This window comes from Kitasatospora terrestris, from assembly GCF_039542905.1.
GTDB lineage: Bacteria > Actinomycetota > Actinomycetes > Streptomycetales > Streptomycetaceae > Kitasatospora > Kitasatospora terrestris.
In genome coordinates this window covers 2,299,703-2,326,110 of sequence record NZ_BAABIS010000001.1, presented here as the reverse complement: position 1 = coordinate 2,326,110, position 26,408 = coordinate 2,299,703, and the positions used below count along the sequence as shown (strand labels likewise).

Sequence of the window (26,408 nt, the reverse complement as noted above, 5' to 3'; positions counted from 1 at the left end):
GCCCCCCGGCGTCCGGCGGCCCGGGGCGGGCGATGGGGGAAAATGGGAGGAGCCCGCCGCCGACACGAAGGAACACCTCGTGGCCCAGATCGTCCTCTTCCACTCCGCGTACGGCCTGCGCCCGGCCGTCCACGCCGCCGCCGACCGGCTGCGCGCCGCGGGCCACCGGGTGCACACCCCCGACCTGTACGACGGACGCACCTTCGACGACGTCGAGGAGGGCATGGCGTACCGCGACGAGGTCACCAACGACGAGCTGCTGCGCCGCGCCGTCTCCGCCGCCGCCCCGCTGCTCACCGACCCCGCCGCACCGGGCCTGGTGTACGCCGGGCTCTCGCTCGGCGGCTCGCTCGCCCAGAACCTCGCGCTCGCCGACGAGCGCGCCCGCGGCCTGCTGCTCCTGCACGGCACCTCCGACATCCGCGAGGACGCCGCCACCGGGATCCCGGTGCAGCTGCACGTCGCCGAGCCCGACCCGTTCGAGTCCGAGGACTGGCTGAACGCCTGGTACCTCAACCTCACCAAGGCCGGCGCGGACGTCGAGGTGCACCGCTACCACGGCGCCGGGCACCTCTACACCGACCCCGAGCTGCCCGACTTCGACGCCGAGGCCGCCGAGCAGACCTGGCGGACCGCGCTCGCCTTCCTGGCCGAGATCGACGGGGCCGACGGCACCGGGACGGGCGACGGGGACGGCGAGGGCTGACGGCCGCCTCCGCCGGGTGCTCCGGGACGCCGCCGGAGCACCCGGCACCCGCCCGAAGAGCGGCCGCCGCCGGTGCTCCGGCGCGGGCCGCCCGTCCGGTCAGCCCGGCGGGTGCAGCAGCGGCCGGGCGAGGCCGGTGACCGCGGCGGCGCTGGCCATGCCGAGCAGGGCGCCGGCCGCCACGTCCCCCGGGTAGTGCACCCCGGTGTGGACCCGGGAGTACCCGACCGTCGCGGCCAGCAGGCCGAGCGGAACGGACGTCCACGGCAGGCAGGTGCCGACGGCGGTGGCGAAGGCGAACGCCGACGCCGTGTGCCCGGACGGGAAGGACGCCGAGACCGGCATCGGGACGTGCCGCACGAACGGCACCTGCGCCGCGTCCCGGTCCGGCCGGGGCCGGCGGGCCAGCTGCTTGCCGAGCAGGTTGGCACTGACCGAGGCGACCGCGACCGCCGCCACCCCGGCCGCCGCCGCCCGGCGGGCCGCACCCGGGCGGACGGCCAGCAGCGCGGCGATCGAGAACGAGATCTTGGAGTGGTTGGCGGCGGTCGACAGCTCCCGCAGCCAGGTGTCCAGGGTCGGGGTGGGGGTGGCGGCCACGGCGGCGTACACCGCCTGGTCGACGACGGTCAGTTCGCGGACCGTCTCGCGCAGGCGGACGGCGAGCGGGGAGCTAGTCAGCGTTCTCTCCGAGGGCGAGGTGGTAGAGCCGGCGCCAGTCGAGCGGCCCGGCGACCGGTGGTGCGCCGGGCCGGTCGCGCGGCACCCGGACGCGCAGCGCGCCCGGGCGGATCCGGCAGCGGACCGGGGTGGGGAAGTTCAGGGCCTCGCCGTCCACCGCGACCGGGATCGAGTCGGAGTCCGCGGAGACGGTGACCTCGGCGGCGGTCACCGAGGTGACCGCCTCGGCCCGCCCGCCGCGCAGCGCGACGTCCGCGGCCTGCGCGGCGCCGGTCACCTTGATGCCGAGCACGCCGAGCAGCCCGGAGTCCAGGCGGGGCCGGCGGCCGGCCTCCAACAGGTCGGCCGTGGTGTACGGGTTGTTGCTGACCAGGATCGCCTGCGGGGCGTCCATCCGGTGCCGGCCGGCCTGCGCGGTCAGCCGGGGGCCGGTGGCGCCGACCAGCAGGTCGGGCAGGTTGGCCAGCGCGGTGGCGGTCTTGGCGTCGCGGTACTCGGGGCTCTGCACGATCTCGGCGTAGGTGCCGAAGGAGACCGTGTTGACGAACGCGCGGCCGTCGATGTCGCCGAGGTCGACGCGCAGCTCCTCGCCCGCGTCGGTCAGCGCGTCCAGGCAGCGGGACGGGTCGGTGCGGTCCAGGCCGAGGTCCATCGCGAAGTGGTTGCGGGTGCCGGCCGAGACCACCAGGAACGGCAGGTCGTGCTCGGCGGCGACGGCCGCGACCAGCGCCTGGGTGCCGTCGCCGCCGGCGACGCCGAGCAGGTCGGCGCCGTCCTCGACGGCCTGCCGGGCGAGCGCGGCGACGTCCTGCTCGGCGGAGGGGTCGAGCAGGATCACCCGGGCGCCGAGCGCCTCGGCCCGCCGCAGCAGGTCGAACTTCTCGACCTTCCCGCCGCCGGACTTCGGGTTCATGATCAGGACGGCGCGGCGGGGCGGGGGAGTGGCGACGGCGGCGGACGTGTGGGTGTGCCGGTCACGGTGCAGCGCCTGGCGGGCGCAGCCGAGCGACAGGCCCCACAGCAGCAGCGCGGCGAGGACGTCGGGCCAGAGGTCGCCGCTGGCGTAGATCGCGATCACGGCGGCGGGCGCGCCGAGCGCGAGCAGCCCGCCGAGCAGCCGGACCGGGCCGCGGTGGGCCACCAGCCACCAGACGCCGGCCGCGGTGAGCAGCAGCCCGGCCAGGCCGGTGACGATCACCAGCGGGCTCCACAGCCCGGCGGCGAGCACCAGCACCACCACGGCCGCGGCCGCGCACAGCAGGGCGGCGCGGGCGTAGCGTCGGGTGCGCAGGGGACCGCTCACGGTGCTGCTCCTCTCTTGTGGGTGAACTGATGCCCCGGGTCGCCGGGGGCAATCCCTGGGGTCACTCGAACGGCTGAGCGATGGCTACAGGCCCGGGATCCGCGCGTTGCGGTACAGGTCGACGAAGAGCTGGTGGTCGGTGCGGGTGCGGGCCCCGTAGGTGTGGGCGAAGTCGACCAGCATCGCGGTGAATCCGGCCTCGTCCCGGCCGATCGCCTCGTCGATGGCGTGCTCGGTGGAGAACGGCACCAGGCTGTGGCCGCTGGAGGACTCGTCGGCGGCCGCGTGCATGGTGGCGGTGGCGCGGCCCAGGTACTCGGTGACGGCGAGCAGGTCGGCGGGCTCGTGCAGGTCGGTCCAGTCCAGGTCGGTGGCGTACGGCGAGACCTCGGCGACCAGCTGGCCGCGCCCGTGCAGGACGGTATGGCCGAGCCAGGGGTCGCTGTGGGCCTGCAGGGCGCGCTGGGAGATGACGGTGCGGTGGCCCTCGTGCCGGAAGTAGGAGCGGATCGCGGGATCGGTCACGTGCCGGGAGACGGCGGGCGTCTGACCCTGCTTCAGGTAGATGATCACGTCGTTCTCGAGGGCGTCGGTGGGCCCTTCGAGCAGCAGGTTGTACGAGGGCAGGCCGGCGCTGCCGATGCCGATGCCGCGGCGGCCGACCACGTCCTTGACCCGCAGGGCGTCGGGACGGGCGCGGGAGGCGGGCGGCAGGGTGTCCCGGTAGGCGTCGAAGGCGGCGAGCACCTCGGCGCGGGTCTCGGGGTCGAGCTCGATCGCGCCGTTGCCGAGCAGGAAGCGGCGGTCGTGGCCCTCGACCACGGTGTCGGTGTCGAGCATCGAGACCCGGGTCCGCACCCGGGCCCGGCGCAGCACTTCCAGGACCGGACCGGTGGAGGTGTCCAGGGTGTACGCCTCGGCGCGGCCGGTGGCGACGAGCCGGGAGATCTGGGCGCGGTAGGCCTCGGCGAAGCACCGGACCAGCTCGGTGATCGTCCCGTCGGAGAGCGCCTTGGCGTAGCCGATCAGGGCGAGCGAGGCGGCCAGGCGCTGGACGTCCCAGGTGAAGGCGCCGACGTAGGCCTCGTCGAAGTCGTTGACGTTGAAGACCAGCCGGCCCTCGGCGTTGAGGTAGGTGCCGAAGTTCTCGGCGTGCAGGTCGCCGTGGATCCACACCCGGCCGGTCCGCCCGTCCAGGAAGTCGCCGCCGTGCCCGGCGTACGCGCCGCCGTCGGCGACGTCCGCGTAGAAGAGGCAGGCGGTGCCGCGGTAGAAGGCGAAGGCGGAGGCGGCCATCTTGCGGAACTTCACCCGGAACGCCGCCGGGTCCTGGGCCAGCAGGTCACCGAAGGCCGTGTCGAAGACCCGCAGGACGGTCTCGGATCGCTCGGCGGTGGACATGGCGGCTCCTTCGGGGCGGTGCGGGGAGGTACACCTGAGCGACGAAGGAATCCCCGCCGTGGTTCCGGCCCGTCACACGGTCGGCGGGGTGCTCGGCGGCTGCGGCAGGACCGGGGGCGGCGGCAGCGGGTGCTGCTGCGGCTGCTGGTGCTGGTGGGGGAAGGCGGCCGGCTGCGGGTAGGGGGCGTAGCCGGCGTACGGGGGCGGGAAGTACCCGGGCTGCGCCGGGCCCACGGCCCGGGTGACGCCGGTGACCACGCCGACCGCGACGGCCAGCAGCAGGGTGAGCGCCGGGACGGCGAGCAGCGCGAGCTGCCCCGGGGTCTCGGCGGCCGCGGGGGTGCCGCCCCCGGTGAGCAGGCTGATCAGCGCGGTCGACGAGGCGTAGGCGTTGACCGCCAGCAGGACGGTGGCGGCGGGCTTGGCCCAGGCGCTGCCGCGGAAGGCGGCGACGGCCAGCACCACCAGCGCGACGCACAGCGCGGCGTCGTAGCCGAAGAAGCTCGTCGGGGCGACCACGTAGTGCTCGTAGCTGAAGCCCGCGGCGTCCAGCAGGTACGCCGGTCCGGCCTGGGTCACGTCGTACGCCAGCACGACCAGCTCCAGCAGCAGCTGGGCCAGCAGCAGCACGCCGACGGCGACCGCCCCGCCCTTGCCGGGCTGCCGCGGGCCGGGCGGTGGTACCTGTCCGTACACCATGGGTCCCCCTCCGTGTCGATGGTCGCGCCGAGGGTAGCGCGGGCCCGGGACGCGGGGCGAGTCCCGCGTCGGGAGCGGCCGGTGGGGGACTAGACTCGGTGCCGCGAACCCGGAAGCCGTGGTCCGAGCCCTGGTGGTGGCTCGGGCCTTACGTGTTTCAGCCCTCACCCAGGACCCCGGAGGCCCCGCCTTGAGCGACCAGCCGTACGCGCACCTGCACGTCCACACCGAGTACTCGATGCTGGACGGCGCCGCCCGGCTGAAGCAGCTGTTCAAGGAGGTCGAACGGCTCGGGCAGACCCACGTCGCGATGACCGACCACGGCAACATGTACGGCGCGGCGGAGTTCCACAAGCAGGCGACCGCGGCCGGCATCACCCCGGTGATCGGCATCGAGGCGTACGTGGCGCCGGAGAAGCGGTCCAACACCAAGCGCATCCTGTGGGGCCAGCCGCACCAGAAGAAGGACGACGTCTCGGCGTCCGGCGCCTACACCCACAAGACCATCTGGGCCCGGAACAAGGAGGGCCTGCACAACCTCTTCAAGCTGACCTCGCGCTCCTACGCCGAGGGCTGGCTGGTCAAGTGGCCCCGGATGGACAAGGAGATCATCGCCGAGCACGCGGCCGGCCTGATGGCCACCACCGGCTGCCCGTCCGGCGAGGTGCAGACCCGGCTGCGGCTGGGCCACTTCGACGAGGCGCTGAAGTCCGCCGCCGACTACCGGGACATCTTCGGCGCCGAGAACTACTTCCTCGAGCTGATGGACCACGGCCTCGACATCGAGAAGCGGGTCCGCGACGGCCTGCTGGAGATCAGCAAGAAGCTGAACATCCCTCCGGTGGTCACCAACGACTCGCACTACACCACCGAGGCCGACGCCGGCGCCCACGACCTGCTGCTCTGCGTGCAGACCGGCAAGAACCTCTCCGACCCGGACCGCTTCCGCTTTGACGGCACCGGTTACTACATCAAGTCGGCCGCCGAGATGTACGGCCTCGACTCCTCCGACGCCTGGCAGGAGGGCTGCCGCAACAGCCAGCTGCTGGTCGCCTCCCGCGTCGACACCGCCGGCATGTTCGAGTTCAAGAACCTGATGCCGCGCTTCCCCATCCCGGAGGGCTACGAGTCCGAGGCGGACTTCTTCAAGGCCCAGGTGTGGAAGGGCATGGACTGGCGCTTCCCGGGCGGCTACGACGAGGAGCACAAGAAGCTCGCCGAGTACGAGATGGACACCATCATCCAGATGGGGTTCCCGGCGTACTTCCTCGTGGTCGCCGACTTCATCATGTGGGCCAAGGAGCAGGGCATCGCGGTCGGCCCCGGCCGCGGCTCGGCGGCCGGCTCGCTGGTCGCGTACGCCATGGGCATCACCGACCTCGACCCGATCCCGCACGGCCTGATCTTCGAGCGCTTCCTCAACCCCGAGCGCATCTCCATGCCCGACGTCGACATCGACTTCGACGAGCGCCGGCGCGGTGACGTGATCCGGTACGTGACGGAGAAGTGGGGCTCCGACAAGGTCGCCATGATCGTCACGTACGGCACCATCAAGGCGAAGGCCGCCATCAAGGACTCCTCCCGGGTCCTCGGCTACCCGTACGCGATGGGCGACCGGATCACCAAGGCGATGCCGCCGGACGTGATGGGCAAGGGCATCCCGCTCTCCGGCATCACCGACCCCTCGCACCCGCGCTACAGCGAGGCGGGCGAGATCCGCGGCCTGTACGAGACCGACCCGGACGTCAAGAAGGTCATCGACACCGCGCGCGGCATCGAGGGCCTGATCCGCCAGCCCGGTGTGCACGCGGCCGGCGTCATCATGTCCGCCGAGCCGCTGACCGACCACATCCCGGTCTGGACCCGGCACACCGACGGCGTCACCATCACGCAGTTCGACTACCCCACCTGTGAAGGCCTCGGCCTGCTCAAGATGGACTTCCTCGGCCTGCGCAACCTGACGATCATGGACGACGCCGTCAAGGCGATCGAGAAGAACAAGGGCATCAAGATCAACCTGCTTGATCTGCCCCTGGACGACAAGCCCACCTACGAACTCCTCGCCCGCGGCGACACGCTCGGCGTCTTCCAGCTCGACGGCGGCCCGATGCGCTCGCTGCTGCGCCTGATGAAGCCCGACAACTTCGAGGACATCTCCGCCGTCCTCGCGCTGTACCGACCGGGCCCGATGGGCGTCAACTCGCACACCAACTACGCGCTGCGCAAGAACGGCCAGCAGGAGATCATCCCGATCCACCCGGAGCTGGAGGCCCCGCTCAAGGAGATCCTGGAGCCCACCTACGGCCTGATCGTCTACCAGGAGCAGGTGCAGAAGGCGGCGCAGATCCTGGCCGGCTACTCGCTCGGCCAGGCCGACCTGCTGCGCCGCGCGATGGGCAAGAAGAAGAAGGAGATCCTGGAGGCGGAGTTCGTCCCCTTCCAGAAGGGCTGCCGCGAGCACGGCTACTCCGACGCCGCGATCCAGGCGGTGTGGGACGTCCTGGTCCCCTTCTCCGGCTACGCCTTCAACAAGGCCCACACCGCCGGATACGGACTGGTCTCCTACTGGACCGCGTACCTCAAGGCCAACTACCCGGCCGAGTACATGTCCGGCCTGCTCACCTCGGTCAAGGACGACAAGGACAAGTCCGCGGTCTACCTCAACGAGGCCCGCAAGATGGGCATCAACGTCCTGCCACCGGACGTCAACGAGTCCGACGCCGACTTCACCCCGCACGGCAACGACACCGTCCGGTTCGGCCTCACCGCCATCCGCAACGTCGGCGGGCCGGTGGTCGAGTCGATGATCCGCACCCGCAAGGCCAAGGGGAAGTTCGCCTCCTTCCCGGACTTCCTGGAGAAGGTCGAGTCGGTGGTGTGCAACAAGCGCACCGTCGAATCCCTGATCAAGGCGGGCGCGTTCGACTCGCTCGGGCACACCCGCAAGGGCCTGACCGCGCAGTTCGAGCCGATGATCGACAACGTGGTCGGGGTCAAGCGCAAGGAGGCCGAGGGCCAGTTCGACCTGTTCGGCGGCGACGCCACCAGCGACGAGCCGAGCTTCGGCCTGGACGTGGTCTTCTCCGAGGAGGAGTGGGACAAGGCCTTCCTGCTCACCCAGGAGCGGGAGATGCTCGGCCTCTACGTCTCCTCGCACCCGCTGCACGGCATCGAGCACGTCCTCGCCGACAAGGCCGACTGCGCGGTGGCCGACCTGGCCGAACGGCCCGACGGCGCCATCGTCACCATCGGCGGCATCATCTCGGGCCTGCAGCGCAAGATGACCAAGCAGGGCAACGCCTGGGCGATCGCCACCGTCGAGGACCTGGCCGGCTCCATCGACTGCATGTTCTTCCCCGCCAGCTACCAGCTGGTCTCCTCCCAACTGGTCGAGGACGCCGTGGTGTTCGTCCGCGGCAAGCTCGACAAGCGGGAGGACGTGCCGCGCCTGATGGGCATGGAGCTGTCCGTCCCGGACCTCTCCAACGTCGGCGCGCAGCTGCCGATCGTGATCACCGTGCCCGACAACAAGCTGACCCCGCCGCTGGTCGCCCGGCTCGGCGAGGTGCTGGCCCACCACAAGGGCACCACCGAGGTCCACGTCCACCTGCGCGGGCGCACCAAGACCACGGTGCTGCGGCTGGACCGGCACCGGGTGAAGTCGGACCCGGCGCTGTTCGGCGACCTCAAGCAACTCCTCGGCCCGAGCTGCCTGGCGGGCTGATCAGGCCTTCTCCCGCGGTGCGGGCGGCGAGCGTCCCGCCCGCGCCCGCGCCGCGGGAGGCCGCCGCGCGGGCCCGGGGAATCGCACCGCAGAACCGATTCCGAACTTCCGCGCGAAAAGTTGTTATCTCCTGTGTCTCCTGGGATCTCCCAGGTGTCGGTCGCCCATCCCCTCATGGCCGACGAGGAGACACACATGGCACGCAGGAAGGCGGCGTCGTCGCACCGACGCCGGAGCAGCCGGAAGCTGCTGGTGACCGTCACCGGTCTGGTTGCCGGAGTGGCGGTCGCGGCCGTCGGGTTCGGTGCGGTGACGGACGGTTTGCTGCCGCGGACCACGACGGCGGCGGCGCAGGACGTGGTGCCCACCCCGGCGGCCGGTCCGGAGCACAAGCAGGCCCCGGTGCCGATCACCCGGATACCGGACAACGATCCGTCCAAGGGCCTGGTGTACACCGGACTGACCGCGGCGGCGAGCGGCGACCGCTGCGTCGGCGTCTTCAAGGTGTCCGAGGCGGGCCTGTGCACGCACGGGCCGGACGCGCCGCCCAAGGGCGTGGACATCCGCAAGAACACCGAGCCCGCCGTGGCCGCCGGTGACAAGGCGCCGGTGCTGCAGGGCGGTTCGACCGACCCGGCCGCCGCCGACCTGGTCAAGGACGTCCCGGTGGTGGTCGACGCGCAGAGCGGCACCGCGCTCGCCGCCGCGAGCCCGGCCGCGGCCGGCGCCGCCCAGGCCCCCGGTGCGGCGGCCGCCGCCGGCAGCACGGTGGTCTGCGACGGCGACGGCAGCACCGGCAACCGCGTCCAGGTGCTCTACGTCCACGGGCCGAACCAGGACCGCTTCGCGCAGTACCTGCCGTCCTTCCAGAAGTGGGCGGCGGACACCGACGTCATCTACAACGCCTCCGCGCAGGAGACCGGCGGCGTCCGGCACGTCCGCTTCGTCACCCAGCCCGACTGCACCGTCTCGGTGCTGAAGGTCGAGGTGTCGGCGTCCGCGCTGCAGGAGTTCGGCGCGATGAACGACGCGCTCGCGGCCCAGGGCTACAAGCGCAAGGACCGCAAGTACATGGTCTTCGCCGACGCGCAGGTCTACTGCGGCATCGGCACCTTCGCCGGCGACGAGCGTCCGACCCAGAACAACCTGAGCAACTTCGGCCCCTCGTACGGCCGTACCGACTCCGGCTGCTGGAGCGGCTCGACCGCCGCGCACGAGCTGGGCCACAACCTCGGCGCGGTCAACAACAGCGCGCCGAACACCAGCAAGGGCGGCCACTGCGTCGACGAGTGGGACATCATGTGCTACTCGGACAGCCCGTACTACCCGCAGATGCAGACCCACTGCCCCGACCGGGCGCACGACGACCGGCTGGACTGCAACCACGACGACTACTACAACACCGCGCCCAAGGCCGGTAGTTACCTGGCCACGCACTGGAACGTCGCGGACAACCAGTTCCTGATCAACGGCAACGGCAGCAACCCGAACCCCACGCCGACCCCGACGCCCACGCCCACGCCGACCCCCACGCCCACCCCGACCCGGACCGGCTCCACGCCGACCCCGACGCCCACCCACACCCCCACGCCCACGCCCACCCCGACGCCGACCCCGAGCCCGACCGCGACCGGCTCCACGCCGACCACCGGCCCGGACGTGACGGTCGGCCAGCTCACCCCCAACTCGGCGGTGGTCAGCTGGAAGCAGACCGCGGGCGCGACCGGCTACGAGCTGATCTTCAACGGCCGCTCGCTGGCCACCGTCCGCGCCACCGTGGTGCGGATCGTCGGGCTGCAGCCGGACGCCCAGTACAAGCTGGCGATCGTGGTGCACGGCGCCGACGGCAAGGCCTCCAAGCCGGGCCGCACCGCGACCTTCCGCACCCCGGCCTCGGCCGGCCCGACCAAGCCCGGCACCCCGTACCTGCTGACCAACACCCTGACCGGCCAGGCCGCCGACATGTGGGGCGGGTCCACCCGTGACGGCGCCGTGCTGATCGGCTACCAGCGCACCGGGTACGCCAACCAGCAGTGGCAGTTCGAGGACGCCGGCGACGGCTACCTGCGGATCAAGTCGGTCCGCTCCGGCAAGTGCCTGCAGCTCGGCGGCGCGCCGGTGCGCGGCCAGTACGTGATGCAGCAGGCCTGCGGCACCGCCGACGGCCAGCAGTGGAAGCTCGCCTCGGACGGCGCCGGCTACCGCCTCACCGCCAAGGGCTCCTCGCTGGTGCTCGGCAGCAGCAGCCGCTGGTACTACGGCGGTTGGCTGCTGGAGCTGCAGCAGCCCGGCACCGCGGGTGCCGGCCAGAACTGGACCGTCCAGCCGGCGTCCTGACCGGACCCCGGTAGCACCAGGACCGGCGCGGGGGCGGCCACGAGCCAGGCCGCCCCCGCGCCCCCGCCCATCTGAGGAGACCGCCGCGATGCGAACCCGACTCGCCGCCGCACTCGTCCTGTCCGCACTCGCCGTCCCGGCGCTGGCCACCCCCGCCGGCGCCCACGGCGACACCATCCACTTCACCGTCACCGCGCTGGTCGACGGCCACACCAAGGCCGTGGCCACCTGGGACAACGACGGCGACCCGGTCGAGGAGAAGGTGGCGGCCACGCTCAGCGCGACCGCCGCCGACGGCCGGACCGTCGGCCCCTGGCCGCTGGTCGCCGTCGACGCCGCCAAGGGCGACTACACCACCGCGCTGGCGCTGCCGCCGGGCAGCTGGAAGGTGACGGTGGAGTCCGGCTTCCCGGCCCTGGGACGCGGCGAGGCGGACCTCACCGTCACCGCCGTCCCCGGCACCGCCCCGTCGGCCGCGCAGAGCGCCACCGCCGGCCCGGCGAGCGCGTCCGCCCCGGCGCCGGACCGGACGGTACCGGGCTCGGCGGTGGCGAGCACCGGGCCCGCCGCCGCCCCCGCGAAGCGCGGCGGCCCGGGCGCGTGGGCCCTCGGCATCGGCGTCGCGCTCTGCGCGGTGCCGGCCGTGGCCGTCGCCCTGCTGCTGCGCCGGCGGGCTCAGCTCCAGCGGTAGCGGCGCTTCAGGCTGTCGACCACCAGGTTGAAGCGCGCCCGGTCCAGGGCGCACGCCTCGCGCCGCATGCCGCCGTCCCACACCCGCATCACGCGGTCCAGCGCGACCCAGGAGTCGCGCCCGGTGCGGTCCCAGGGGCCCGACCCGATCGGCACCCAGTCCCGGTCGTGGTCGTGGCCCTTGCTGGACAGCATCACGGTGAGCAGCGAACCGCCCTGCTCGCGGGCCACCACGAGCACCGGGCGGTCCTTGCCGCGCCCGTCGTTCTCCTCGTACGGCACCCAGGTCCAGACGATCTCGCCCGGGTCCGGGTCGCCGTCGTGGGCCGGCGCGTACTCGGTGCGCACCGGCCCCACCCGGGTCGGCTCGACCTCCACCGTCGCCTCGGGGCCGAAGCGGCCCGGCTGGTACTCGTCCTGATCGATCATCTCGGCCATGCCGGAAGCCTCCCGAACCCGCGGCGGGCCGGTCAAGTCGTTCCCGGCCCCCTGTTCGGCCCCGCGGGACGCCCCTATGGTCGGTGGTACGCCTACGGTTCGGGGGGATCGTGAACTTCACGCAACGCGTCGTCCGCCGCAGCGCCCTGCTGTCCCGCACCCTGCTCGGACTGGTCCTGCTCTCGGCGCTGCTGCTGGTGCACGCGGTGGTCGTGGAGAACATCGCCGCGCCGACGTCCTGGCTGTGGCGGCTGCGGCTGCTGGACCTGCAGAGCGCCACCGACCTGCTGGTGGCCACGGGTGCGGCCGCGCTGGCGCGTGCCCAGTACGCGCGGACGGTGCGCCCGGCGATCGGCGGCATCGGGCGCGTGGTTCCGGACCTGGCACCGGACCGGCTCGCCTGGAGCTTCCAGGTGACCAACGCGGCCCAGGACGTCGCCGTGGTCACCGACCTGTCCTACGGGCTCCTGCTTGCCCCGGCCGAGCCGGGCGGGCCGCCCGACACCCTGTCCTGGACGGACCGGGCGGAGATCGACCGCCGGCTGATCGAACGGGAGCTGGTGCGCCACGAGGACTTCTGGCTGTCGCTGATGGGTGTGGGCCGTCCGCTGCCGGCCCAGGGCACCGCCTTCGTGGGGTGGTTCACCGAGGAGGCGATGCGGGTGATCGTCGAGCTCTACGTCCGCATCCAGGTGGTCGACCGGGTCGGCGACGTGCACGAGCGGATCTTCCCCTGCCTGCGCGGCGCCGACCGTGCGCCGCGCAACCCCAGCCCGCTGCTGAACTGACATCCGGTCATGCGCCCCGCAGTTCGCGCGGCACCACGGCGTGCAGCGCGGCCGCGAAGGCCGCCACCGCCGGGTGCGCGGCGGCGCCCGCGCGGAAGGCGGTGCGGGTGCGGCGGTACATCGGCAGCCGGGTCAGTGCGACGCCGGACGGGCGCTGGCCGACCGTGCCGAGGTGGGGGACGAGGGCGACGCCCTGGCCGACCGCCACCAGGGCGAGCACGGTGGCGAAGTCGTCCACCTGGTGCCGGATCCGCGGGCTGAACCCGGCGGCCTGGCAGGCCCGCAGGGTCATCGCGTGGCAGAGGGTGCCCGGCCCGGCCATGATCCACGGCGAGTCGCGGTGCTCGGCGACGCCCCCCGCGGCGGGGGCCGCCAGGTACATCGGCTCGGTGAACACCGGCCCGGTGACGGCGATCCCGGGCTCGGTCTCGGTCGGCACCAGGTCGTACTCGTGCACCAGGGCGACGTCCAGCTCCCCGGCGCGCAGCGCGGCCGCGACGCCCGCCGGGTCGACCTCGCTGACCATCGCCTCCAGCGCGGGGTGCCGGGAGGCGAGTTCGGCGAGCGCCGCGGGCACCAGCGCGCGGGTCGCCGACGGGTAGGCGCCGATCCGCAGCGGCCCGGCCAGACCCTGCCGGGCGTGCGCGAGTTCGGCGCCCGCGCGCTCCAGGCGCTCCAGCACCGCCTCGGTGTGCCGGACCAGGTTGTGCCCGGCCGGGGTGAGCGCGACCCGGCGGCCGGTGCGCTCCAGCAGCGGCACGCCCGCCTCCCGCTCCAGCACCGACAGCTGCTGGGAGACGGCGGACGGGCTGAAGGCGAGCGCCTCGGCCACCGCGGCGATGGTGCCGTGGTGGGCGAGTTCCCGGAGCAGCCGCAGGCGGCGGACGTCGAGCATCGGATCAGCTTACGAGAACCATCGGAAATGTGAACTGGACCTGCACGGTCACCGCCCGGCAGGCTCGACGGCATGGAACTTCAGGGCATTCACGTCCCCCTGGTCACCCCCTTCGCCGCCGACGGCAGCGTTGCCCTCGACGCGCTGGAGCGCCTCGCCCACGACGCGCTGGCCGCCGGCGCGGCGGGCCTGGTCGCGCTCGGCACCACCGGCGAGCCCGCCGTCCTCGAACCCGAGGAGAAGGCCGCCGTGGTCGCCGTCTGCCGCCGGGCGTGCGACGCGTACGGCGCGCTGCTGACGGTCGGCACGGGCAGCGGCCCGACCGGAGCGGCCGGCCGCGCGCTGGCCGAGCTCGACGGCGTCGCGGACGCGGCGCTGGTCGCCGTCCCCGCCTTCCTGCGGCCCGGCCCGGCCGGGACGCTCGCGCACTTCGCCGAGCTCGCCGCGCGGAGCCCGGTGCCGCTGATGATCTACCACGTCCCCTACCGCACCGGGCAGCCGCTGGACGCCGCCACCCTGCTGGAGCTGCTGGCGCTGCCCGGCGTCGCCGGAACGAAGTACGCGGCCGGCGGGATCGACGAGGAGACCGTCGCCCTGCTCGCCGCGGGCCCGGCCGGGGTGCTGGTCGGCGACGACCCGTACCTGTCGCCGATGCTGGCGATGGGCGCCGCGGGCGGGGTGCTCGCCTCGGCGCACCTGGCCACCGGTGACTTCGTCGAGCTCGCCGAGGCCTGGCGCAAGGGCGACGCGGACCGCGCCCGCGCCCTCGGCCACCGGCTGTCCACGCTCTCCCGGGCGCTGTTCACCGAGCCCAACCCGACCGTGATCAAGGGCGTGCTGCACGCCCGGGGCCGGATCCCCACCCCGGACGTCCGGCTGCCGCTGCTGCCCGCCTCGCCCGGCGCGGTGGAGCGGGCGCTCGCGGCGCTCCGGTAGCACCGGAAGTTTTGCGGCTGCGAACGACCCGCGCCGCAGGCCTTCCAGCGCCGGACGGCCACCGTTCACCCTGTGGGACGGCGGCCCCGCGGACCGCCCTGACAAGGCATGATGACTGTGCACATTCCAGGAGGAGGAGTCGGATGAGGATCGGCATCGTAGGGGCCACCGGCCAGGTCGGCGGCGTCGTCCGCGAGATCCTGGCGGAGCGTAACTTCCCGGTCGAGCAGCTGCGGCTGTTCGCGTCGGCGCGCTCGGCGGGCCGGACGCTGCCGTGGAAGGACACCGAGATCACCGTGGAGGACGCGGCCACCGCCGACTACACGGGCCTCGACATCGTGATCTTCTCGGCCGGCGGATCCACCTCCAAGGCCCTCGCGCCGAAGGTCGCCGCGGCCGGCGCCGTGGTGATCGACAACTCCTCGGCCTGGCGCCGCGACCCCGAGGTCCCGCTGGTCGTCGCCGAGGTCAACCCGCAGGCCGTGGCCGAGCGCCCCAAGGGCATCATCGCCAACCCGAACTGCACCACCATGGCCGCCATGCCCGTGCTGCGCCCGCTGCACGAGGAGGCCGAGCTGGTCGCCCTGGTCGTCTCCACCTACCAGGCGGTCTCCGGCTCCGGCCTGGCCGGCGTCGCCGAGCTGCACGACCAGGCGAGCAAGGTGGTGGACGGCGCCACCGCGCTGGCCCACGACGGCTCCGCGGTCGAGTTCCCCGCGCCGAACGTGTACCGGCGGCCGATCGCGTTCAACGTCGTCCCGCTGGCCGGCTCGCTCGTCGACGACGGCTCCAACGAGACCGACGAGGAGCAGAAGCTCCGCCACGAGAGCCGCAAGATCCTCGGCATCCCCGAGCTGAAGGTCGCCGGCACCTGCGTGCGCGTCCCGGTCTTCTCCGGCCACTCGCTGCAGATCAACGCCCGCTTCGCCCGCCCGCTCAGCCCCGAGCGCGCCACCGAGCTGCTCACCGGCGCGCCCGGCGTCGAGCTGTCCGAGATCCCCACCCCGCTGCAGGCCGCCGGCCGCGACCCGAGCTACGTCGGCCGGATCCGCGCCGACGAGACCGTCGACCACGGCCTGTCGCTGTTCCTGTCCAACGACAACCTGCGCAAGGGCGCCGCGCTCAACGCCGTCCAGCTCGCCGAGCTGGTCGCCGCCGAGCTGCGCGACTGACACCCGCCCGGCCCGTGCCGAGAGCCGACCGGCCCCGCTGCTCAGGCAGCGGGGCCGTCGTCGTGCACCGGCACCGGGGCGACCGCGATCGGCTGCGGCGGCGACAGCGCCGGGCCCGTCCACTGGTCGCCCGGCGCCCACCACTGGAACTCGCCGGTCCCGGTCGCCGGCACCTCGGCCCGCAGCAGCCCGTCCCGGTCGGCACCCGCCGACGCCACGGTGGTCCACACCGAGGACCCCGACGGCCGGAACTGCAGCAGCGCCACACTGCCGTACCGCGGCCGGAAACCGTTCCGGTCCCAGTCCGCCTGCTGCAGCCGCGCCGCCACCGTCACCCGCTCGCCGAGCGCCGCCCGCTCCGGCGCGGTCGCGTCGACCAGCCGGGCCGCGCGCTTCAACGAGAAGCCCGCCGCCGCCTTCGCCACGTACCGGTCGCCGTCCTTCGCCCGCACCCGCAGGTCCACGAACCAGGTGCCCGCCTGGTCGTCGTACAGCTGCCGCGACGGCGCCGTGACGGTCGCCGTCCCCCGGCAGCTCGCCGCCCTGCCCGCCGGGTCGAGCGGCGTGCAGACCAGCGGCGCGACCTTCAGCGCACCGTAGCCCGGACCCCACAGGCCGATCGGGTCGACCGTCCGGATCCCGCTGTCGTCGGTCGCCACCACCTCCACCGGGAAGGTCAGCGACTCGCCCGGCCCCAGCTCCAGCGAACGGCCCCCGTTGATCCGCACCGCCGTCACCGCGGTGTCCCCGCTCGACGTCTCCGGCACCGTCGCGGGCACCAGCAGCAGGGCGACCGCACCCACCGCCGCCACCCCGCACAGGACCACCGCACTCTTCCGCACGGTGACCCAGTATCGCGGCCACCGCCGCCCGGTCCGAATCCGGCCGTTGCCGGACGGGAGGGGTAGCCGCCGTTCCGAGGGGTAAGGGAAGGCGCAACACGACCGCCGGACCACCGGGTGAGCCCCCACGACCCCGCCGGCGGGCGCCGGAGGAGAGGTGGTGCCGGATGGACCGCTGCGTGGTACTGGTCGACGCGGGATACCTGCTGGGCGCGGCCGCCAGCCTGCTCGCCGGGGAGTCCTCGCGCTCCCGGATCTCCGTCGACCAGCAGGTCCTGATCAACGCCCTGCGGGAACGCGCCGAGGCCGAGACCGGGCTCCCCCTGCTGCGGATCTACTGGTTCGACGCCGCCGTCGACCGGCGGCCCGCCCCCGAGCACCGGCGGCTGCGCGTCCTGCCCCGGGTCACCGTCCGGCTCGGCGCCCTCACCCGGGCCGAGGGGCGGTGGGTGCAGAAGGGCGTCGACGCCGCGATGCACGCCGAACTCTCCGAACTCGCCCGCAACCACGCCTGCGCGGACGTGGTGCTGGTCACCGGCGACGGCGACCTGCTGCCCGGCGTCGTCTCCGCCAAGGAGCACGGCGTCGCCGTGCACCTGTGGGCCCTGCAGGCCGCCGACGGCGACTTCAACCAGTCCGAGGACCTGGTCGGCGAAGCCGACGAACGGCGCGTCCTCGACCGCGAGTGGATCGAGCGCTGGGTCCGGCCGCGCGAGGCGCCCAGCGTCTTCCCCGCCGCCGCGCCCGACCCGGAGATCGCCGAGATCCTCGCCGCGCCGCCCGTCGGCCCCGCGACCGTCCCCGCCCCCGCCCGGCGGCCCGTCGAACCGGCCGTCCCCGCGGTCGCCGCCGCCTCCGCGGCCTCAGCCGCCTCAGCCGCCTCCACCGGGGCCGCGGTCCGCCCCGCGGCGCTGCGGGTCATCCCCACCCCCAAGGACCTGGCCGACCGGGCCGCGCCGGTCGCCGCCGCGAGCGCCCCGCTCGGCGGGCCGGTGCTCCGCTGGTCCTCCGACCGCGGCTGGGTCGAACGGCCGCCCCGCGCCGACGGACCACCGGGCCCGGGTGCCGTCGCCCTCCCCACCCTCGCCGACCTCACCACCGCCGCCCAGCGCTGGACCGACCGGGAGGAGGACATCACCTCGATCGGCGGCGACCCGCAGGAAGTCGGACAGGTCTTCGCCCGGCGCTGGATCGAACGGATCGGGACGACCGACCGGCTCGGCCCGCTCTGGACCGACTACCCGCGGATCCCGCACCGGCTCGACGGCGAGCTGCTCCGCTACGCGGCCCGCTTCGGGCTGCTCGCCCACAAGGACGACCAGATCGACGAACACGACCGCTACGCCATCCGCGAGGGCTTCTGGAAGGAACTCGCCACCCGCGCCCCCGCCCCACCCGCCGGCTGACCGGCTGACCGGCGAGCCGGGCGGACCCCGGACCGCCTCCGGCGGGTCTTCGCGTCGGCGCTTCGCCCGCACAGCGGGGATGGCTTGCGGCGGGGCTGCCTCCGGCGGCCGGCCGTTGCTCCCGGCCGGCGGGGTCCGCCCGCGGCGGGCTGCCTTCGGCAGGTTCTCGCGTCGGCGCTTCGCTCGCGCTGGGGGATTCGTCTGCGGCGGGCTGCCTTCGAGGGCCGGCCGTTGCTCCCGCGCAGCGGGGGTCGCCTGCGGCAGGTCTTCGCGTCGGCGTTGCGTGGGGCCGGAACGGGGGGCCTTGTCCGGTTCTGGGCGGGGGGCGCGTAGAGTCTTCCGACGTGAGTGAGGCACCTCGGGACGGCGGCGGCGGGACGTGCTGCACGGTTCGCGGCGTGGTCAAGACCTATCGCGGTGCGGCCGGCGTCCGGGCCAATGACGGCATCGACCTGGACGTGCGGCGCGGCGAGATCTTCGGTCTGCTCGGCCCGAACGGGGCCGGGAAGTCCACGCTGGTCCGCCAGCTGACCGGCCTGTTGCGTCCCGACGAGGGCAGCATCGAGCTGCTCGGCCACGACATCGTCCGCCATCCCGACCGCGCCGCCCGGCTGCTCGCGTACCTGGGCCAGGAGTCGACCGCGCTGGACGAGCTGACGGTGGCGCTGGCCGCCGAGACGACGGGCCGGCTGCGCGGGCTGACCCGGGCCCGCGCGCGGGCGGAGGCGGCCGAGGTGATCGCGGAGCTGGGCCTGGAGCCGATCGCGACCCGGCCGCTCGCCAAGCTGTCGGGCGGCCAGCGCCGCCTGGCGTGCTTCGCCGCGGTGCTGGTGGGCGAGCGTCCGCTGCTGGTGCTGGACGAGCCGACCACCGGCATGGACCCGGTGGCGCGCCGCGCCGTGTGGTCGGCGGTGGACCGCCGCCGGGCGGAGCGCGGGACGACGGTCCTGCTGGTGACCCACAACGTGATCGAGGCGGAGACGGTGCTGGACCGGGTCGCGGTGGTCGACCGCGGCCGGGTGATCGCCTGCGACACCCCCGGTGGTCTGAAGGCGCTGGTCGGCGGCGACGTCCGGCTCGACCTGGTGTGGCGCGACGAGCCGCCGGTGGAGCTGCCCGCAGTCGCCGAGCTCGCCGGGCGGGCGGAGCGCACCGGCCGCCGTTGGACCGTCCGGACCACCCCCGAGCAGGCCCGCGAACTGGTCGCCGCCGTCACCTCCGGTCCCGCCCTCGCCGCCCTCGACGACTTCACCCTCGCCACCCCGAGCCTGGAGGACGCGTACCTCAAGCTCGGCGGCCGGTCCGGAGGCCTCGCCCGATGACGCTGCTCGACGCCCCCGCGGCCCCCGACACCGCCGCCGCGCCGCTCGCCGCGCGGGCCCGCCTGCTGCCCGCCCTGGACGCGGTGTACCGGGCGCAGCTGGCCCGGGCCCGGGTGTCGCGGATCCCGCTGCTGTTCGTGGCGACCTTCCAGTCGCTGGGCATCCTGGTGATGATGCGCGGCGTGGTCGACCCGGGCGACAACCCGTCCGCGCACGCCGTGGTGGCGGGTTCCAGCGTGCTGGTGGTGGCGTTCGTGGCGCTGAACCTGCTCGCGCAGTACTTCGGGCGGCTGCGGGCCACCGGCGGGCTCGACCACTACGCGACCCTGCCGGTGCCACCGGCCGCCGTGGTGCTGGGCGCCGCCGCCGCGTACGCCTCGTTCACCCTGCCGGGTGCGCTGGTCACCGCGGTCGCCGGCTGCTGGATGTTCGCGCTGCCGCCGGCCCACCTGTGGGTGCTGCTCGCGGTCGTTCCGCTGGCGGGCGCGGCGCTGTCCGGGCTGGGCGCGGCGTGCGGCCTGCTCGCCCCGCGGCAGGAGATCGCCACCCTGCTCGGGCAGCTCGGCATGTCCGCGGCGCTGCTGCTGGGCGTGCTGCCGGCCGGGCGGATGCCGGGCGCGGTGCAGTGGCTGCGCGACCTGCTGCCCTCGACGTACGGGGTGGAGGCCTTCGCCCGGACGTTCGCCGACCGGCCCGACTGGGCGGCGGTCGGCGGCGACCTGGGGGTCTGCGCGGCGGTCGGCCTGGTCTCGCTGGCCCTCGCCACCTGGGCGTACCGCCGCGCGGTGCGCTGACCCGCCGCCCGGGGGGACGGGTTGATCGGCGCCCGGCCGGGGTGTCGTGAAACGATGGGCCGGTGACCGTTCCGAACACACCTACGGGTTCCCCGGCGGGCCAGGATCCCCTCGCCGTGCCGCCGCCGTACCTGCCCCAGCCCGAGCGCAAGCCGCGCGAGGTGGGCCCCGAGCTGCGGACGGGCGCCCTGCTGACGGTCGCCGGCCTGATCCTCGGTCTGGCGCTCGGCCTGTGCTGGCTGTGGCTGGCGCCCCGGGTGATGTTCGACGTCAAGAACGACCGGATCCTGTACGTGGACCCGGAGGGCGAGCAGCGGATCGGCGCCGACGGCGTCTTCGCCCTGCTCGGCCTCGCCTGCGGCGTGCTCTCCGCGCTCGCCGCGTTCCTGTTCACCCGGGCCCGCGGCGGCGGCATCGGCATGGTGGTCGGCCTCGCGCTGGGCGGGATCGGCGGCTCGGTGGTCGGCTGGCAGCTGGGCATGAAGCTCGGCCCGACCAGCGACATCCGGGCGCACGCCCTGCAGGTCGGCAACGGGCACCGGATCAGCGGGGCGCTGGAGCTCGGCGCGCACGGCGCGCTGCTGGTGTGGCCGATGAGCGCGATGATCGTGGTCTTCGCGCTCACGGCGGCGTTCGGCAAGCGCGAGGAGGACCCGCCGCCGTACTGGGCCGGCCCGCAGTGGTCGCCGCCGCCGTACGGCCCGCCGTTCGCCGGTCCGCCGGAGGCCCCCGGCGCGGCGCCGGCACCCGCTCGGCCGGGAGACGCCCATCCCGCCCCTCCCGTGCCCCCCACGGACGCGCCCCCGGCCCCGCCCGCGCCGCCGAAGGACCCGTGGTCGGCGCCGCCGAACTGATCGGCCGGGTCAGCGGCCGATCGCGGCCGTCCGCGCCCCGGTGAGCCGCACCAGGTCGGCCGGGGCCAGCTCCACCTCCAGGCCGCGGCGGCCCGCCGAGACGAAGACCGTCGGGTGGTCGAGCGCGCTCGCGTCCACCACGGTGGGCAGCGCGCGGCGCTGGCCGAGCGGGGAGATGCCGCCGAGGACGTAGCCGCTGCTCCGCTCGGCGGCGGCCGGGTCCGCCATCGCGGCCCGCTTCCCGCCGACGGCGGCGGCCAGCGCCTTCAGGTCGAGCTGGCCGGAGACCGGCACCACGCCGACGGTCAGCGCCCCGTCGACGTCGGCGACCAGCGTCTTGAAGACCCGCTGTGCCGGGATCCCCAGCACCTCGGCGGCCTCGCCCCCGTACGACGCCGCCCCCGGGTCGTGGTCGTACGCGTGGACCGTGAACGCCACCCCGGCCGCATCCAGCGCCACCGTCGCGGGCGTCCCGCCCTTCTTCGCAGCAGATTTCTTGGGCACGACGGAGAAACTAGCAGGGCCCCGCGAGCCCGTGGCGGTGCTCAGTTCGGGCTGAAGGCCTGGCGGGTCAGGTCGATGGCCGGGAGCGAGGGCAGCCAGGCCAGCAGGGCGGTCTCCTTGCGCAGGAGCTCCAGTTCGCGGGTGAGGCGGGAGGCGGTGTCGGGGCAGGCGAGGAGCTCCTGTTTGACCGGGGTGGGCAGGACGGTCGCGGCGGCGACCAGGTAGGAGAGCACCTGCGGGTCGTCGGGGAGTTCGCGTTCGCCGCTGAGGCTGGCCTCCTTCGCGCCGGCCAGGCGCTTCTGGTAGGCCCGGAAGGCGCGGTCGACGCCGGAGGCGAGGGCGCCCGCTCCGGTGCCGGGCTGCTCGGGGAGGACGGAGACGTTCCCGACCAGGTAGGGGCCGCTGGTGTCGACGGAGCGCAGCCGGATCCGGGTGGTGCCGGTGACGATCAGCTCGTAGCGGCCCTCGGCCTGCTCCCGGACGGAGGTGACGTCGGCGACGCACCCGACCTGGTGGAGCGCCTCCATCGGGTCGCCGGTGATGGTGCCGAGCCCGTCGAGCGGGCCGGCGGGGTGTTCGTCGTCGCGGACGGGGGCGACCTCGCGGCCGTCCCTGATCGTGACGATGCCGAAGCGCCGCGGCTCGTCCTCCGGTTGCTCCAGCAGGTCGGCCACCAGGTGCCGGTACCGCTCCTCGAAGACGTGCAGGGGCAGCACCAGGCCCGGGAAGAGGACCGTGTTGAGCGGGAAGAGCGGGAGCCGTTCTGTCACGGCGGCAAGCGTAGTTGCCGCGGGCGTGCTCCTGCCGCCGGGTTTACCACCTGGGTGCGCGCCGGTCAGTTGCGCTGGAGGAGCCGGGTGACCCCGGCGACGGTGGTGGTGGCGAGCACCCAGCCGGTGAGGACGAGGGCGGCGGCGACCAGTTGGCCGGCGGTGCCGGGGTTCCAGCCGCCCTGGCCGAGGTCGACCAGCGGCAGCACCTTGCTGAGCGCGTACAGCGCGGGGACCCAGGTGGGGGCCTCGTCGGCCTTGAGCGGGGCGGGCGGGTGCCCGGTGAAGTACCAGGTGCCGGCGGCCCAGGCGAGGACCAGCCAGAGGGCGGCCCGGCCGGGCCGGTAGCCGTAGCCGATGGCGATGTCCTGGAGCCGGCCCCAGAGCCGGCCGGGCAGCGGCAGGGAGCGCCGGCGGCGGCGCTGCTTGGCGTACAGGACGGTGCGGGCGTCCTCGTCGGCGCCGTCGCGGCGCAGTGCGGCGGCCAGCTGCTCGTACGCCTCGGGCCGGTACTCGGGGGAGGAGCCGTCGAGCCAGGCGATCCGCCGCTCGACCGGGAAGGGCACGGTGGGCCGCAGCGACTCGTAGGTGAAGCCGGTGAGGCCGATCCGGTGGTGGCGCGGCCAGCTGGTGGGGGAGTCGACGAGGTTGCCGACCCGGGCGCGGCTGAGCGAGACGGCGCCGGTGGGCGGGGTGGGGCAGGCGAAGCGCAGTTCGGGGGTCTGGATCCGGCTGAGCGAGAGCTCCTCGCCGGCGCCGAGGTGGAACTCGGCGTCGGCGATCAGGCAGGCGTTGTCGAAGCGCCCGTCGGAGAGCCGGACCTTGCCCCAGGCCCGGAACGGGGTGCACGGACGGCCCTCGGAGTAGGGCTCGCCGTACCCGGAGCCGTACACCTCGGTGGAGCCGGCCCAGCCGCCGTCGTCCGAGCTGGAGAGGTAGAGGGTGTGGCCGACGGAGAGCCGGGCGGCGTTGATCGCGTTGGGGTTGTTCGGGACGGAGCGCAGCTGGGCGCCGCGCAGCGAGAGCCGGCCGCCGATCCGGGCGGAGCGCAGGCTGAGCTCGCCGGTGAGTTCGATCCGGTCGGCCTCGAAGTCCTGGCTGACGGTGAGGCCGTCGGCGGAGAGCGCCCGGCCGTACTTGTCGGGGCCGATGACCGACTGGTTGAGCAGCAGGTCGGTGCCGAGCCGGGCGTCGGTGAGGCGGACGCCGCCGGGTATCCGGCAGCGGGCCAGGTGCAGGTCGCCCTCGGTGACCAGCCGGGAGGCCTCCAGGCGGGGGAGGGCGCAGTCGACCAGGCGCAGGGTGCCGGCGGCGGCCTCGGACATCAGGACCTTGCGCTCGAAGCGGCAGGCGTGCAGCTCCACGTAGTGGCCGATGGCGCCGCCGGCCAGCCGCAGCGGGCCGGTGATCCGGGCGCCGGTGAGCTGCAGCGAGGCGACCCGCCCGGGGTGCGGTTCGGGCCCGGCCAGCAGCAGGTGGGCGAGGACCTCGGCGCGCACCGTCCGCTCCGCGCCCCACGCGTGACCGCCGAACGGGGCGTCCGCCGCGGCGTCGTCCGCCCGCAGGTCGTACGGCACTCCGCTGCGGAACGCCTCCCAGAGCCCCTGCTCGGCGGGCGTCCAGTCGCTCGGCGGCTGCTCCACCGCTTCCTCCCCCGTGATGATCTTCGGCTGTCTCAGCCTTCGTATCACGGACTGAAATGCCCCGAAGTCTGTTTCGACCACTCCTTACACTTGGCCCTGTGATCTCTCGAATCGATCTGCGCGGCTCCTCCACCGACCTGCGCACCGTGCTGCCCCGTGCCGAGTTCGACGTGGAAGCCGCCCTGGACAAGGTGCGGCCGATCGCGGAGGACGTACGCCATCGCGGTGTCGCGGCGCTGATCGAGATCACCGAGCGCTTCGACGGCGTGCGGCTGGCCTCCACCCGGGTCCCGGCCGAGCAGCTGGACGAGGCCCTGGAGACGCTGGACCCGAAGGTGCGCGCCGCACTGGAGGAGTCGATCCGCCGCGCCCGCATCGTCCACGCCGACCAGCGCCGCGAGGGGCACACCACCCAGGTGGTGCCCGGCGGCACGGTCAGCCAGCGCTGGATCCCGGTCGACCGGGTCGGCCTGTACGTGCCCGGCGGCCTGGCGGTCTACCCGTCCTCCGTGGTGATGAACGTGGTCCCCGCGCAGGAGGCGGGCGTCACCGGCATCGCGGTGTCCTCCCCGCCGCAGAAGGCCTTCGGCGGCCGGGTGCACCCGGCGATCCTGGCGGCGTGCAAGCTGCTCGGCGTGACCGAGGTGTACGCCGTCGGCGGCGCCCAGGCGGTCGCGATGTTCGCGCTCGGCACCGAGGAGTGCGAGCCGGTCAACCTGGTCACCGGCCCGGGCAACATCTACGTGACCGCCGCGAAGCGGCTGTTCGCCGGCAGGATCGGCATCGACTCCGAGGCCGGCCCGACCGAGATCATGGTCCTCGCCGACGACACCGCGGACGCCGCCGAGGTGGCCGCCGACCTGATCAGCCAGGCCGAGCACGGCCCGACCTCCGGCTCGGTGCTGGTCACCGACTCCGCCGCGCTGGCCGAGGCGGTCGAGGCCGAGCTGAAGACCCAGGTCGCCCGGACCAAGCACGGCGAGCGGGTGGCCGAGGCGCTGGGCGGCCCGCAGTCCGGGATCATCCTGGTCGACGACCTGGAGCAGGGCCTCGCGGTGGCCAACGCCTACGCCGCCGAGCACCTGGAGATCCAGACCCGCGACCCGCGCGCGGTCGCCGCGAAGGTCCGCAACGCCGGCGCGATCTTCCTGGGCCGCTTCAGCCCCGTGTCGCTCGGCGACTACGCGGCCGGCTCCAACCACGTGCTGCCCACCGGCGGCTGCGCCTGCCACTCCTCCGGGCTGTCGGTGCAGGCGTTCCTGCGCGGCGTCCAGGTCGTCGAGTACGACCGCGAGGCGCTGGCCGGGATCGCCGCCCACGTGGTCAACCTGTCCGCCGCCGAGGACCTGCCCGGTCACGGCGACGCCATCAAGGCCCGATTCGACTGGACGGTTCCGGACGCGTGACGAAGATCGACGACCTCCCCATCCGGGACGAGCTGCGCGGCCAGTCCCCCTACGGGGCGCCGCAGCTGGACGTCCCCGTCCAGCTGAACACCAACGAGAACCCGTACCAGCTGCCCGAGCCGCTGGTCGCCCGGATCGCCGAGCGGGTCGCCGAGGCCGCCCGCAACCTCAACCGGTACCCGGACCGCGACGCGGTCGAGCTGCGCACCGGCCTCGCCGCCTACCTGACCCGCACCACCGGCTTCCCGGTCACCCGCGGGCAGGTGTGGGCCGCCAACGGCTCCAACGAGGTCCTCCAGCAGCTGCTGCAGACCTTCGGCGGCCCCGGCCGCACCGCGATCGGCTTCGAGCCCTCGTACTCGATGCACGCGCTGATCGCCCGCGGCACCGGCACCGGCTGGATCTCCGGCCCGCGCAACGAGGACTTCACCGTCGACCTCGACGCGGCGGTCGCGGCGATCGCCGAGCACCGGCCGAACGTGGTCTTCGTCTGCTCGCCGAACAACCCGACCGGCACCGCCGTCGCCGCCGAGACCGTGCTCGCCCTCTACGAGGCCGCCCAGGCGGCCGGGCCGAGCATCGTGGTCGTCGACGAGGCGTACGTCGAGTTCTCGCACCGCGTCTCGCTGCTGCCGCTGCTGGAGGGCCGCCCCCACCTGGTGGTCAGCCGCACCATGTCCAAGGCCTTCGGCGCGGCCGGCCTGCGGCTCGGCTACCTGGCCGCCGACCCGGCCGTGGTCGACGCGGTGCAGCTGGTCCGCCTGCCGTACCACCTCTCGGCGGTCACCCAGGCCACCGCGCTGGCCTGCCTGGAGCACACCGACACCCTGCTCGGGTACGTCGCGCAGCTGAAGGACGAGCGCGACCGGCTGGTCGACGCGCTGCGCGGCCTCGGCCTCGCGGTCACCGACTCCGACGCCAACTTCATCCAGTTCGGCCGCTTCGCCGACACCCACGCCGTCTGGCAGGCGATCCTCGACCGCGGCGTCCTGGTCCGCGACAACGGCGTGCCCGGGTGGTTGCGGGTCACCGCCGGCACCCCCGCCGAGAACGACGCCTTCCTGGACGCCGTCCGTTTCGTGATCAAGGAGCTGTAA

General features: G+C 74.2%; 23 protein-coding genes. 13 read left to right on the top strand and 10 right to left on the bottom strand.

All coding sequences use genetic code 11. The annotated features are described in order from the left end of the window. The first annotated feature begins 79 nt into the window (after positions 1–79). Positions 80–706: a dienelactone hydrolase family protein gene (locus tag ABEB06_RS10725; protein ID WP_345696598.1), complete on the top strand. Its 627-nt coding sequence runs from the start codon at positions 80–82 to the stop codon at positions 704–706. 99 nt (positions 707–805) lie between these two features. Here the strand turns inward: ABEB06_RS10725 and ABEB06_RS10720 are convergent, their stop codons facing one another. From ABEB06_RS10720 to ABEB06_RS10705, 4 genes are all read right to left on the bottom strand, one after another. Then, on the bottom strand, positions 806–1,387 hold the full coding sequence (locus ABEB06_RS10720) for a phosphatase PAP2 family protein (RefSeq protein WP_345701802.1): 582 nt from the start codon (positions 1,385–1,387) through the stop codon (positions 806–808). Then, positions 1,380–2,690, bottom strand: a complete 1,311-nt coding sequence (locus ABEB06_RS10715) for a diacylglycerol/lipid kinase family protein (RefSeq protein WP_345696597.1) — start codon at positions 2,688–2,690, stop codon at positions 1,380–1,382. Before ABEB06_RS10715 ends, ABEB06_RS10720 begins: the two co-directional genes overlap by 8 nt. A gap of 84 nt (positions 2,691–2,774) precedes the next feature. Further along, positions 2,775–4,091 (bottom strand): DUF2252 domain-containing protein, encoded by a 1,317-nt coding sequence (locus tag ABEB06_RS10710; RefSeq protein WP_345696596.1) that lies wholly within the window; start codon positions 4,089–4,091, stop codon positions 2,775–2,777. Between the two features lie 72 nt (positions 4,092–4,163). Next, on the bottom strand, positions 4,164–4,790 hold the full coding sequence (locus ABEB06_RS10705) for a hypothetical protein (RefSeq protein ID WP_345696595.1): 627 nt from the start codon (positions 4,788–4,790) through the stop codon (positions 4,164–4,166). A gap of 190 nt (positions 4,791–4,980) precedes the next feature. Between ABEB06_RS10705 and dnaE the strand changes: the two genes are divergently transcribed. The 3 genes from dnaE to ABEB06_RS10690 all read left to right on the top strand — a co-directional run bounded on the left by dnaE (position 4,981) and on the right by ABEB06_RS10690 (position 11,542). Next, a complete protein-coding gene (gene dnaE / locus ABEB06_RS10700) occupies positions 4,981–8,514 on the top strand; it encodes a DNA polymerase III subunit alpha (RefSeq protein ID WP_345696594.1) in 3,534 nt (1,177 codons plus the stop codon). Between the two features lie 195 nt (positions 8,515–8,709). Next, a complete protein-coding gene (locus ABEB06_RS10695; RefSeq protein WP_345696593.1) occupies positions 8,710–10,851 on the top strand; it encodes an RICIN domain-containing protein in 2,142 nt (713 codons plus the stop codon). 88 nt (positions 10,852–10,939) lie between these two features. Next, complete coding sequence (locus tag ABEB06_RS10690) at positions 10,940–11,542, top strand: hypothetical protein (RefSeq protein WP_345696592.1); 603 nt, start codon at positions 10,940–10,942, stop codon at positions 11,540–11,542. Here ABEB06_RS10690 and ABEB06_RS10685 read toward each other — a convergent pair. Continuing rightward, positions 11,527–11,970, bottom strand: a complete 444-nt coding sequence (locus tag ABEB06_RS10685) for a type II toxin-antitoxin system PemK/MazF family toxin (protein WP_425559768.1) — start codon at positions 11,968–11,970, stop codon at positions 11,527–11,529. The two genes, ABEB06_RS10690 and ABEB06_RS10685, sit on opposite strands and share 16 nt — an antisense overlap. Before the next feature lie 119 nt (positions 11,971–12,089). Between ABEB06_RS10685 and ABEB06_RS10680 the strand changes: the two genes are divergently transcribed. Beyond that, the gene (locus ABEB06_RS10680) at positions 12,090–12,767 is read left to right on the top strand and encodes a hypothetical protein (protein WP_345696590.1); all 678 of its coding nucleotides are present in this window, start codon (positions 12,090–12,092) and stop codon (positions 12,765–12,767) included. A 7-nt stretch (positions 12,768–12,774) separates the two neighbouring features. On the opposite strand, the gene ABEB06_RS10675 is transcribed toward ABEB06_RS10680, so the two are convergent. Beyond that, positions 12,775–13,662 (bottom strand): LysR family transcriptional regulator, encoded by an 888-nt coding sequence (locus tag ABEB06_RS10675; RefSeq protein ID WP_345696589.1) that lies wholly within the window; start codon positions 13,660–13,662, stop codon positions 12,775–12,777. Between the two features lie 72 nt (positions 13,663–13,734). On the opposite strand from ABEB06_RS10675, the gene ABEB06_RS10670 reads away from it, so the two are divergent. Together ABEB06_RS10670 and ABEB06_RS10665 are read left to right on the top strand one after the other, a co-directional pair. After that, on the top strand, positions 13,735–14,598 hold the full coding sequence (locus tag ABEB06_RS10670) for a dihydrodipicolinate synthase family protein (RefSeq protein ID WP_345696588.1): 864 nt from the start codon (positions 13,735–13,737) through the stop codon (positions 14,596–14,598). A gap of 143 nt (positions 14,599–14,741) precedes the next feature. Beyond that, the gene (locus ABEB06_RS10665; protein WP_345696587.1) at positions 14,742–15,770 is read left to right on the top strand and encodes an aspartate-semialdehyde dehydrogenase; all 1,029 of its coding nucleotides are present in this window, start codon (positions 14,742–14,744) and stop codon (positions 15,768–15,770) included. Positions 15,771–15,811: 41 nt separating this feature from the next. Here the strand turns inward: ABEB06_RS10665 and ABEB06_RS10660 are convergent, their stop codons facing one another. Next, the gene (locus ABEB06_RS10660) at positions 15,812–16,612 is read right to left on the bottom strand and encodes a hypothetical protein (RefSeq protein ID WP_345696586.1); all 801 of its coding nucleotides are present in this window, start codon (positions 16,610–16,612) and stop codon (positions 15,812–15,814) included. Positions 16,613–16,779: 167 nt separating this feature from the next. On the opposite strand from ABEB06_RS10660, the gene ABEB06_RS10655 reads away from it, so the two are divergent. The 4 genes from ABEB06_RS10655 to ABEB06_RS10640 all read left to right on the top strand — a co-directional run bounded on the left by ABEB06_RS10655 (position 16,780) and on the right by ABEB06_RS10640 (position 20,988). Further along, on the top strand, positions 16,780–18,018 hold the full coding sequence (locus tag ABEB06_RS10655; protein ID WP_345696585.1) for an NYN domain-containing protein: 1,239 nt from the start codon (positions 16,780–16,782) through the stop codon (positions 18,016–18,018). A gap of 344 nt (positions 18,019–18,362) precedes the next feature. Beyond that, complete coding sequence (locus ABEB06_RS10650) at positions 18,363–19,340, top strand: ABC transporter ATP-binding protein (protein ID WP_345696584.1); 978 nt, start codon at positions 18,363–18,365, stop codon at positions 19,338–19,340. Beyond that, entirely contained in the window at positions 19,337–20,134 is a 798-nt protein-coding gene (locus ABEB06_RS10645) for an ABC transporter permease (RefSeq protein ID WP_345696583.1), read from the top strand. The genes ABEB06_RS10650 and ABEB06_RS10645 overlap by 4 nt, the downstream gene beginning before the upstream one ends. 116 nt (positions 20,135–20,250) lie before the next feature. Next, positions 20,251–20,988, top strand: a complete 738-nt coding sequence (locus ABEB06_RS10640) for a hypothetical protein (RefSeq protein WP_345696582.1) — start codon at positions 20,251–20,253, stop codon at positions 20,986–20,988. Between the two features lie 9 nt (positions 20,989–20,997). Here ABEB06_RS10640 and ybaK read toward each other — a convergent pair whose 3' ends face one another. The 3 genes from ybaK to ABEB06_RS10625 form a co-directional block, all read right to left on the bottom strand. Beyond that, entirely contained in the window at positions 20,998–21,492 is a 495-nt protein-coding gene (gene ybaK / locus ABEB06_RS10635) for a Cys-tRNA(Pro) deacylase (protein ID WP_345696581.1), read from the bottom strand. A gap of 41 nt (positions 21,493–21,533) precedes the next feature. Further along, on the bottom strand, positions 21,534–22,262 hold the full coding sequence (locus tag ABEB06_RS10630) for an LON peptidase substrate-binding domain-containing protein (RefSeq protein ID WP_345696580.1): 729 nt from the start codon (positions 22,260–22,262) through the stop codon (positions 21,534–21,536). 65 nt (positions 22,263–22,327) lie between these two features. Continuing rightward, complete coding sequence (locus tag ABEB06_RS10625; protein ID WP_345696579.1) at positions 22,328–23,905, bottom strand: oxidoreductase; 1,578 nt, start codon at positions 23,903–23,905, stop codon at positions 22,328–22,330. A gap of 98 nt (positions 23,906–24,003) precedes the next feature. Between ABEB06_RS10625 and hisD the strand changes: the two genes are divergently transcribed. After that, the gene (gene hisD / locus ABEB06_RS10620; protein WP_345696578.1) at positions 24,004–25,311 is read left to right on the top strand and encodes a histidinol dehydrogenase; all 1,308 of its coding nucleotides are present in this window, start codon (positions 24,004–24,006) and stop codon (positions 25,309–25,311) included. Then, entirely contained in the window at positions 25,308–26,408 is a 1,101-nt protein-coding gene (locus ABEB06_RS10615) for a histidinol-phosphate transaminase (RefSeq protein WP_345696577.1), read from the top strand. Before hisD ends, ABEB06_RS10615 begins: the two co-directional genes overlap by 4 nt.

What these genes read in the sequence shown, in the direction of transcription:
- ABEB06_RS10710 (WP_345696596.1), bottom strand. Translation starts at nt 4,091, where the DNA reads ATGTCCACCGCCGAGCGATCCGAGACCGTCCTGCGGGTCTTCGACACG.
- ABEB06_RS10705 (WP_345696595.1), bottom strand. Translation starts at nt 4,790, where the DNA reads ATGGTGTACGGACAGGTACCACCGCCCGGCCCGCGGCAGCCCGGCAAG.
- ABEB06_RS10695 (WP_345696593.1), top strand. Translation starts at nt 8,710, where the DNA reads ATGGCACGCAGGAAGGCGGCGTCGTCGCACCGACGCCGGAGCAGCCGG.
- ABEB06_RS10690 (WP_345696592.1), top strand. Translation starts at nt 10,940, where the DNA reads ATGCGAACCCGACTCGCCGCCGCACTCGTCCTGTCCGCACTCGCCGTC.
- ABEB06_RS10685 (WP_425559768.1), bottom strand. Translation starts at nt 11,970, where the DNA reads ATGATCGATCAGGACGAGTACCAGCCGGGCCGCTTCGGCCCCGAGGCG.
- ABEB06_RS10675 (WP_345696589.1), bottom strand. Translation starts at nt 13,662, where the DNA reads ATGCTCGACGTCCGCCGCCTGCGGCTGCTCCGGGAACTCGCCCACCAC.
- ABEB06_RS10670 (WP_345696588.1), top strand. Translation starts at nt 13,735, where the DNA reads ATGGAACTTCAGGGCATTCACGTCCCCCTGGTCACCCCCTTCGCCGCC.
- ABEB06_RS10665 (WP_345696587.1), top strand. Translation starts at nt 14,742, where the DNA reads ATGAGGATCGGCATCGTAGGGGCCACCGGCCAGGTCGGCGGCGTCGTC.
- ABEB06_RS10655 (WP_345696585.1), top strand. Translation starts at nt 16,780, where the DNA reads ATGGACCGCTGCGTGGTACTGGTCGACGCGGGATACCTGCTGGGCGCG.
- ABEB06_RS10645 (WP_345696583.1), top strand. Translation starts at nt 19,337, where the DNA reads ATGACGCTGCTCGACGCCCCCGCGGCCCCCGACACCGCCGCCGCGCCG.